At 64.0% G+C, this 8497-nt stretch carries 8 protein-coding genes; 1 reads left to right on the plus strand and 7 read right to left on the minus strand.

The window, feature by feature from the left end; genetic code table 11:
• On the plus strand, window positions 1-201 hold a 201-nt coding region (locus R3F42_16275; GenBank protein MEZ5543571.1), incomplete at its 5' end, for an elongation factor G.
• 117 nt (window positions 202-318) lie between these two features.
• Here the strand turns inward: R3F42_16275 and R3F42_16280 are convergent.
• From R3F42_16280 to R3F42_16310, 7 genes are all read right to left on the minus strand, one after another.
• Window positions 319-2073 carry an alkaline phosphatase D family protein gene (locus R3F42_16280; GenBank protein ID MEZ5543572.1) on the minus strand — a complete coding sequence of 585 codons (1755 nt, stop codon included), beginning with the start codon at window positions 2071-2073 and terminating at the stop codon, window positions 319-321.
• 372 nt (window positions 2074-2445) lie between these two features.
• The gene (locus tag R3F42_16285; GenBank protein ID MEZ5543573.1) at window positions 2446-3678 is read right to left on the minus strand and encodes a hypothetical protein; all 1233 of its coding nucleotides are present in this window, start codon (window positions 3676-3678) and stop codon (window positions 2446-2448) included.
• Between the two features lie 5 nt (window positions 3679-3683).
• Complete coding sequence (locus tag R3F42_16290) at window positions 3684-4511, minus strand: hypothetical protein (protein ID MEZ5543574.1); 828 nt, start codon at window positions 4509-4511, stop codon at window positions 3684-3686.
• On the minus strand, window positions 4508-5926 hold the full coding sequence (locus R3F42_16295; GenBank protein ID MEZ5543575.1) for a hypothetical protein: 1419 nt from the start codon (window positions 5924-5926) through the stop codon (window positions 4508-4510). Before R3F42_16295 ends, R3F42_16290 begins: the two co-directional genes overlap by 4 nt.
• A 2-nt stretch (window positions 5927-5928) precedes the next feature.
• On the minus strand, window positions 5929-6315 hold the full coding sequence (locus R3F42_16300; GenBank protein ID MEZ5543576.1) for a hypothetical protein: 387 nt from the start codon (window positions 6313-6315) through the stop codon (window positions 5929-5931).
• An 822-nt stretch (window positions 6316-7137) separates the two neighbouring features.
• Entirely contained in the window at window positions 7138-7902 is a 765-nt protein-coding gene (locus R3F42_16305) for a TIGR04219 family outer membrane beta-barrel protein (GenBank protein MEZ5543577.1), read from the minus strand.
• 373 nt (window positions 7903-8275) lie between these two features.
• The coding region (locus R3F42_16310; protein ID MEZ5543578.1) for a two pore domain potassium channel family protein at window positions 8276-8497 on the minus strand (222 nt) is incomplete at its 5' end.

The raw sequence follows: 8497 nt of genomic DNA on the forward strand, positions 1-8497 counted from the left end.
TCGCAGGAGGCGGGCCCCACCAATGTGCACATCAAGGCCGAGTGCCCGCTCAGCACGATGTTCGGTTACATCGGCGACCTGCGCACCATGACCTCCGGCCGCGGCCAGTTCTCCATGGAGTTCCTGCACTACATGCCGTGTCCCCGCAATGTGGCGGACGAGGTCATCAAGGAAGCCAAGGAACGCCAGGCGGCCAGATAACCCGCAGCCCGGGGCAGGAGCGTTGTAGCCCCTGCCCCGGGCACATGGCGCTTGTATGACCCCATCACTGCCGGCCACCGGGAGGTATCCGGTCATGTCGGTAGCGGGTTGTGTCCTCTACCAGTGCGCAAGGTAGACGGCACCGGTGACGATCCGCATCAGCACCAGCAGATCCCCGCCATCGTTGTTGCCGTCGGGTTGCGGGTATCCCGCGACCAGTGGCGCGATGTCCCAGCGTGCCTGCTCGGCTGGGCTCGGAGAGTAACTCCCGGCAAGTATGTTCGTCGCCAGCAGGAGATCCTGCACATCGACAACGCCGTCCACGTTGATGTCACCGGGCACCAGCATTCCCGGGTAGGAAGTATCGTCGAGCGGGTCAGTGCCAGCGGTTACCTCCGCGCCGTCGCCTGCGCCGTCATTATCGGTGTCGAACAGCAACCTCTCGGTCCCGATCTGGAGTTCGTAGCTGTCGGTCAGGCCATCGTTGTCGTCATCGAGATCACAGGCGTCTCCCTCTGGATCGCCGTCGGTATTGCGCTGTGCCATGCCGCCATCCCCGGGGTCCTGCAGGAACGGGCCGTTCGGTACGCTACGGCAGTTGTCGCTGTCGTTGGGAACGCCGTCGGTGTCGTCGTCATTGGCCAGCGGCAACGACGGCAGCCCGGAAACCGTGGTCAGCTCGTTGCTGTCCATGGTCAGGTAGCCGTGGTAGTAGACGGTCTGGTCCGCGCTGCGGATCTCGACGTGCAGCCTGTCGTTCAGTAGATAGCCGTAGCCGAACATGTCGGTACGGGTCTGGCCGTTACCGTCCGGGTCTGGGACGGCGGCCCAGACCAGGGTGCCTGTGTTGTCATCGGCCGGTCCATGACCGGACCATACGACACCGGCCGGGCCTGGATTGACATTGCTCCACCGTGACGCAGCGCCGTCCTTCTGCCGGATGACCGAAGGGTAGTGATAGTCTCCGGAAATCCAGAGCACGCCGGTTCGGGTCAGCGCTGCGAGGATGGCATCCCGCTCCATCGGATAGTAGCGCCAGGAATCACCCGGGCCGCTCGCGCCCAGTGTCTTGGTGGAAGACACGACGACGAATTTCGCGGTCGAGGCGTTGATGCGGTCGATCAACCAGGCCTTCTGCTGGGCCCCGAGCAGGGAAACCGGCGTGTTGCGCAGTGTGGCGTCTGAGTAATCGCGGTAGGAAATATCATCGATAAATATGAACTCGATGTCGCCGTAGGTTTTCCGGAAGTAGCTGATCGGGTAGTCGGACGGCGAGGGTGTCTCATTCTCGGCCAAGGCGCCGGACGGGACGATCGTGTTCTCGCTGATATCGTAGGTGGCCTGCGCATTGTCACTCCAGGCGTCGGCCCAGGTCTGCCAGGCGGCGCGTCCCTGCCGCCAGTGGTAGTTGACCTGCGCCTGCGTGGTTGCGTTGATCGGGACCTGCAGGTTGGCGGTATAAAGATTGTGCGCCCAGTTGTCGCCGCCCCATTCATGGTCGTCGAACTGAACATATAAGTCGAACGGCGCCGCTGCCAGCGCCGGCCAGCCCGGTGTCAGCATCATCTGTTCGTAATGATGGTTGAAGTCCTGCGGGTTCGGCCCCGCCGCCACCGAATCGAACTGTACCGGCTCTGCGCTGATGCCCCAGGCGGTCGTCGCGTGATTCGTATACGGTGCATCGCCCTGGCTGATGACCAGGTCCGGGTCAAGGTCGATAATCGCGCTGGCGATCGTCAGCGGACGGGGGTGGTCCTCACAGGAGAACCAGGCGAATCCTCCGGCTGCGTCTACAATGGCGGGCAACGGCAGGAGCAGGAGCGCCAGAACGGCAGACGGGTGGCGGTAGCTGCCGCCGGATTGCGTGTTCACTTTGGATTTTCCTTGTACATGCTTGCCTGCTCGCGCTGCCGGTAGTGCCCGGATGCCTGCGGCAGGTAGCCGGGACTGTGGCTGTGCGATGTCGCGACGCGCCGTGAGAGGGCGATATTCTAGTTTCGCGCCGTGCTGCCATAACTAATGCTTTCGTACTACTACGCATGACCAGTGCATGACAGCGACACTGCCCCGGGTCATGACTGGGCGGAGTGATATCCCTGCGGGCACGAGGTTCTTCCGCGCTGCAAGGACAGCCAGCCGTTTGCGGTAACGCCCGGCGGTGCCGGTTAGCCCAGGCAGGCAATCCTGACAGTTCGGCGGCTATCCAACCGCGCGCCTGCGGATACAGCACCAGGTGTAAAGGCATCATTCCAGTGCCTGTCTGAGGATCACGGCCAGGTCGGACAGATCGATCATGCCGTCCATGTTCATGTCGCCATGCGCATACTGCGGCACTCGTGGCATGAGCTGGCCTGCCACGATGCGCATGGCGATCAGGACGTCCGCCGCATCGATGTTGCCGTCCGGATAGCCGTAAGGGGCCAGGTCGCCATCGGCCGGGGCGGGCAGGGAATACCTGTCCAGCGGATTCGAACCATGCAGGATCTCGATACCATCGGGGCTGCCGTCAGCGTCGCTGTCGGTCTTGCGGGGGTCGGTGCCAAAGTCCTGCTCACCGTCGGCGAAGCCATCCTGGTTGCTGTCGATACCGGCACTGACGCTGCCGATCGGCACGACGCCGCCGGCGCCGTCGACCAGGCCGTCGTGATCGGTGTCGGCCAGGTTGGGATTCGTGCCGGTAGCGGCCTCGGCGGGATCCGTGAGGCCGTCGCCGTCCGTATCGCGCAATGCCACGTCACCATCGAGCACGGGCAACACGTAGTTGAACTGTGCCTTGCCGGTCGCCCACTGGATGCCGCTGTAGAGGCTGAAGTAGACACCGCAGTCCGCGCCTGGCATGTTCGGGCATGCGACTGCTGCGTCTGCGTAGTGGTAGAAGTCGAGGCGCAGGTTGCTGAACTGCTGCAGATCCGGGTCGGTACCCGTCGCCAGCGAACCCCATGACAGCGCGGCGGTGCCGCCCAGTTCGCTGTAGAACAGGTGGCCGAGTTCGCCGCCCGTGCAACTGAAGCCCAGTCCATCGGTCCGGGCCGCCCCGGCCAGGGTCTTGCAGGTCGGGTCCGGGCCGGCGGAGCGGGGCAGACGCCAGTCGCTGTATGACACGCCATAGGCGCTGTTGTAGTACACCAGCTGCTCGGTCCAGGCCATGGCGGCCCACCAGGTCATTCTGCCGTTGAACGCCCCACTGTCATCGTGCAGGAATTCGGCCGCCGAGAGCGCATGGCCCGCGATCGGGCCGGCGGTGGCGACTATCTCGCTGACGCGCGCAGCAGTGAGTTCGCTGGCCGCAAAATTGGCATCGGCAAGCCAGGTGACATTCAGCTCCGTGTCATAAACGAGCCCGCCGCCGCGTGCCTGCAGGGCCGCATGCGCGCCGTCGGCAACCAGCACGAATGCGGCGAACAGTACGCTTGCGGGCAGCCCGGTGGACGGCAGCTGTGCTTGCCTGCGCAGGGTGGCGAGCCGGGGTGCTTGCATTGCGGCTATGAATACTGCACGAAGGCGCGGGATATGGCCTGCGCGCCGAAGCCCATCAGCTGCTGGATGGCCGGTGTCGGAACCATGCCGGCACGGGACAGCTCGCCCATCAGTTCGGCCAGATTGCCGGGCTCGTCGTATGCCAGGCGTCCGAAGCGCATGAGATGCAGCCTGCGGATCTTGCCCAGGAAATAGCTGCCGGCGACTGGCTGTCCGTTGCCCTGATTGGCGCCGACACTCAGGGCCGTGGCCGGGGTGATCTGCTGGGGAGCGATATCACCAATCCCGCTCAAGGTCTTGATCGACGAGGTTGCCTGGACGTCGGTACCGTCCCGGTAGGTGTGGGTGAACGCGGCGTTGACCCCCGTGCCGGCGGGCCGGTGGTCGATCCGGCAGAAGATGTTGCGACGGCTGTTGCTGACATCGCCCGTTTCCACGACCACGTCGGTATAGCCCAGGCTTCTGCTCTGCAGGGTGAACCGCACCACGCCGTTCGTCCGGTATCCCACGCGGATGCCGTCGAACAGTCCGGCGCTGTTGTAACCGCAATACAGAATGGTTTCCCGGTTCTGGGGATCGGGGGAGACCGCGCCGACCTCGAGCTGAAAGCCGATCAGATAGCTGGCATCGCCCGGACACGCGACGCCGGCGAACAGCGCCGGATCCGCAGACCAGGGCGTCAGCAATGACGTGTTCAGTCCGTTGCCGTTGAACCAGCCGTTACCCGCGGACCACGGATTGCCGCCCACCGTGACGAAATCCGGCAGCGGGTTCTGGATCCCGGCTGCCTGGCCGTGCTGTTCCAGCGGGAAATAGCACCAGTTGAAACTCATATTGCCACCATCTGGTTTCTGGATGCCCGGTGATACAGCCTGGCCGCATACTTGACCACGCCGCGGCCGCCATCGACATGCGCGATATCCAGATACATCGGGCTTTGCTCCGGGTGCACCGTGACGAGGATGAAGTTGTGCAGGAAGCGGTCACCGATGTTGGTGTCCGAATGCTCCGAGTATTGCAGCTGCCCGCCCCAGCCCCACGGGCGGGTCGGCGCATCGAAGCCCGCGCCGCCCACCGCATTCGCATCGCCGAGTGTGCCCGCGCTCCAGGCCCAGAAGTCATCGAGCTTCAGTGTGTGTACGGTGTGGTTGTCGCCGTAAATCGAAACCAGGTTGCCGGCCACGCCGTTCAGGTTCGGACGTGACTTCATGTCGGCCAGCCAGGCCTGGGCCTCGCTGGCATGGAATTCCAGCCACGGCTGCCCGACCTGGGTCAGCCCGGACTCGTGCATGGCGATCTTGAACGCGTGGGTATCCACGTCCAGGAATGCCATGTGGTCGGCAATCTGCTGCGCGCCGTAACAGGGGGTATCGGTAGGGACCCGCGAATCATACGGCTCGATGAATCTCGACATGTCCCACAACGAAATCCTGACCGGGCCCATGTCCTTTCCCAGTACCATTGCCCGGGGCGCAGCGGGGCGGGTTGAGAGCGGCCGAAGAGGCATCCCATTCCTACCGTACGATCTCCTCGAGGCTGCCGGCACCCGGATACAGGGTTTCAGCATCCGGTCACCAGCGGCAGGGTTGGCGTCGCCCCGGCACCAGTTACCGCCGATGGCGTGGTCACCGCCGGAGTAGCAGCATGGCAGATTGCGATAGACCCACTGCCGGTCGGGCAGCATCCATTTTGCCGCACTCTCGAACACGCCGTAGTTCGCTGCCCACGCCTTGGCGTAATCCGCGCCGATGCCGGTATCCTGGGGGGCGCCGGTGGAATGAAACCCGGTGAGTGGATCGTTGACCGTGAAGGTGTCTGTGTAGTGCACGTCATCGATGTGAAACATGCTCACGATCGGTACCGGTGAGTTCGTGACCAGCTGCCGGATGATCCGGTGTGTATTGGTGGGATTGCGCGGGGTAGCGCCGTCACAGGTGCCGATGATGAACCCGAACGGCGTCTGACTGTTGTCCGGCAATGTCTGGAACGACCCATCCAGGGTCACACCGTCCTGTGTGACCGAGTAGGTATACCCGGTCCACGGCCGCAGCCCGCTAAAGCGGATTCTCACAGTCCACAGGCCGCGGGCGGGCAATTCGTCCACCCGCAGCGAGGGCGCGTCGATGGCGATGTTGCCGCCGCCAGAAACGGTTGCGGAGAGCGGCGCGCTGCCGGGATCGGTCAGTGTGACGACATTCAGCAGCAAGCGGTCTGTGGCAACGTCACCCAGGCGGATGGCGAACGGCATATTCAATTACCAATCATGGCGATGAACGGTACCGCTGAACGCTGATCCTCCACCAGCAGCCCCCTGACCGCATTGTCACGGTGTGGCTCGTCGATGCGGATCACCACCCCGGTACGGCCGCCGCGGAAGCTCACCCGGCTGGCGTTGCCCAGCCCGATGAGGCGTGCACCGGAAGGCACGTGGATCGTATCGGTGACGGTATAGGCACCGTGTTGCAGCGCGGCCGGATAGCCGCTATGGGCGCTGGCGCGCAGCGCGGCATTGATGGCTTCGGTGTCATCGCCGCCGGTCGGGGCTATGACTATCTGCGTAGCGGACAGGCTGACCGAGGGGCAGGCGGCGATGAATCCCTGCAGCGCGGAATAGGTCAGGAACTGGCGGCGGTTCATTGAAAAACTCCTGGCGGATAAGCTCGCATCAGCACGAATTGTCCTTGCCCGAGGAGCGGACAATACGCCGCCGCCCGCGTTGCAGGGCAGCGACGCTGCGGACGGGGCCGCGGCAGCCAGTGATCACCGGGTTCGCGTAATGCCGGGCAGCGCGATGCGATGCTCCGCGCCGGTTCTGGATTTACGTGACTGTCACGCGCCTGCACTGCGGTCTCCGCGCACCGGACCACGACAGGTCACGGTCAGCACACGGTTAAGGGTTACAGGCCCACCTGCGGACGAACGCTGCTGACAGATTGCTCGGAGATACACGATCCGGGCTGGACCGCTGTCAAAGCGGGCGTGCTCGCCTGCGCCTGCGCTATTCCGGAATGGAATATGCGCTATCAATCTATGCCGGCGCTGCCGGGCGTGTCACCTATACCTAGGTACTAATTGACAGGAGCTGGCGGCCCGGTTCGCGTTGCTTGCTGGCCGCCCGAGTGGTGCCACGCGTTTGATGATAATGGGTCGCATTCAGTATCACTCTCATCATCCCGGGCAACCGCCTCGGGAACGGGCGGTGTTGTGCCCTGGCTGTGTCGCGACGTGCACGTGCAACGAGCTGCAACACGCTCGCCGCGCCGTGCCTGGAGTCAAAATCGGCATGGTCGCGGCCGCGGGTGATGAAGAGACTGGTTCCAATCAACAGCGAATCGAGCGGGCGAGAAGTCAGGGTGGCGTGAGGGTGCGCAGTGCCAGGGCGCCGTGCTGCCGGGTGGCGGTACGAGAGGCGCATCCAGACCCTGCGCAGCACCTCCCGTACCGTATTGGCGCCGGTAATCAGAAATGCAGGTAGGCGCCTAGGTAGGGTCCAGAAAACTCGATGTTCGCATAGGAGCCATCGAAATCATCGAGATCCAGTTTGAGTTTGCGGTAGCCGCCCTCGACACCCAGCCGCCAGGGTGTGTCATAGGTGGCGCGGACGGTGAAGTCGTAGAACTTGTTGCCACTGTATCCCATATAGGAACCGCTGGCATCCACCCCCAGTCCGGTCAGCGGCAGGTCGATGCCTGCGCCCGCGTAGAGCATCAGCGCCACGCCGGTTGCCGATGCCGTGTCGGTCCCGGAGGTGGCGCCGGTGATGCGGGCATCGAGGTCGAGGTACTTCGCGTTCACGCCCAGATCCAGGTTGGCGACGTTGTCCAGGAGACGCCAGTACAGGGTCAGGTCGACCTGGTTGAGCTTGACCGCGCTGGTGACGGGTTCGTTGACCGTGAACGTGATGTCACCCCAGGTGAAGTTGTTCGACAGGACGCCGCTGGCGGAAGTGTCGATCTTGGTGCCCGCGATTTTGACGTTGGGTACCAGCGGGACCGGATGTTCCAGCACGGCGTAGAGCGTGGTCAGTGAATCGTCGTTGTAGCCGAGGTCGCTATTCACATCGATGTCGTCGGCGGGATTCGTGCTCTTGTAACGTGCCGTTCCGCTGATATCGAAATTCCAGTAGTTGGCGCCAACCCAGACGCCGAGGGTGTCGGCACGGGCCACCGTGGCCGCCGCCACCAGGGGCAGTACCAGCGCCAGTACGAGCATTGGTCTTTCCATCGCATTAGTCTCCATGGTTGGTGTCAATGGTGGGTCTGCACGCCATATCGACAGCCAAGGGCGTCAGCCTTAGCCGGGGGCATGCCGGATTCCCCGGATCGAACACCTGGCGCTGCGCGCCTGGCGACGCCGATGCTACACGACCCGGCCGCAACCATGCCAGGGAATAAGCCGGCCGGGCCCGGCAGGGTTTGCGGGTTCGGCAGGCACGGATACCGCGCCGGTGCGCGTGTCGGGTACGCAGCCGCGCCGCCTGCCCGCGCTGTCGCTGCTGCAGGTGGCAGAAACCGCCAGCGACGCGGCATGCATTGCGGATCTGGCCAGCCACGCCGACCCGGCTGCGCCGCCGCCCGGCTTGCGAGCGCGGGCCGGTCTAGCCGTGCGGCACCTGCTGCTGTTGTCTTTCCTTGAGGCCCTCGACATGGGTAATGAGGGTGTCAACGGTGTCTTTCAGCAGGTCGAGCTCCGCGACCGTGAGGTCATCGAGCTGTTCCAGGTTGACCTCGATGGTTTCGATGATCTTCTTGTGCGGACGCTGGAGCGGGCGCATGAAGTAGGCGGTGACCGTGGCGACAATGGTGCCGAAGAACAGCAT

The organism is Pseudomonadota bacterium, from assembly GCA_041395565.1.
Taxonomy (GTDB): Bacteria; Pseudomonadota; Gammaproteobacteria; order UBA9214; family UBA9214; genus UBA9214.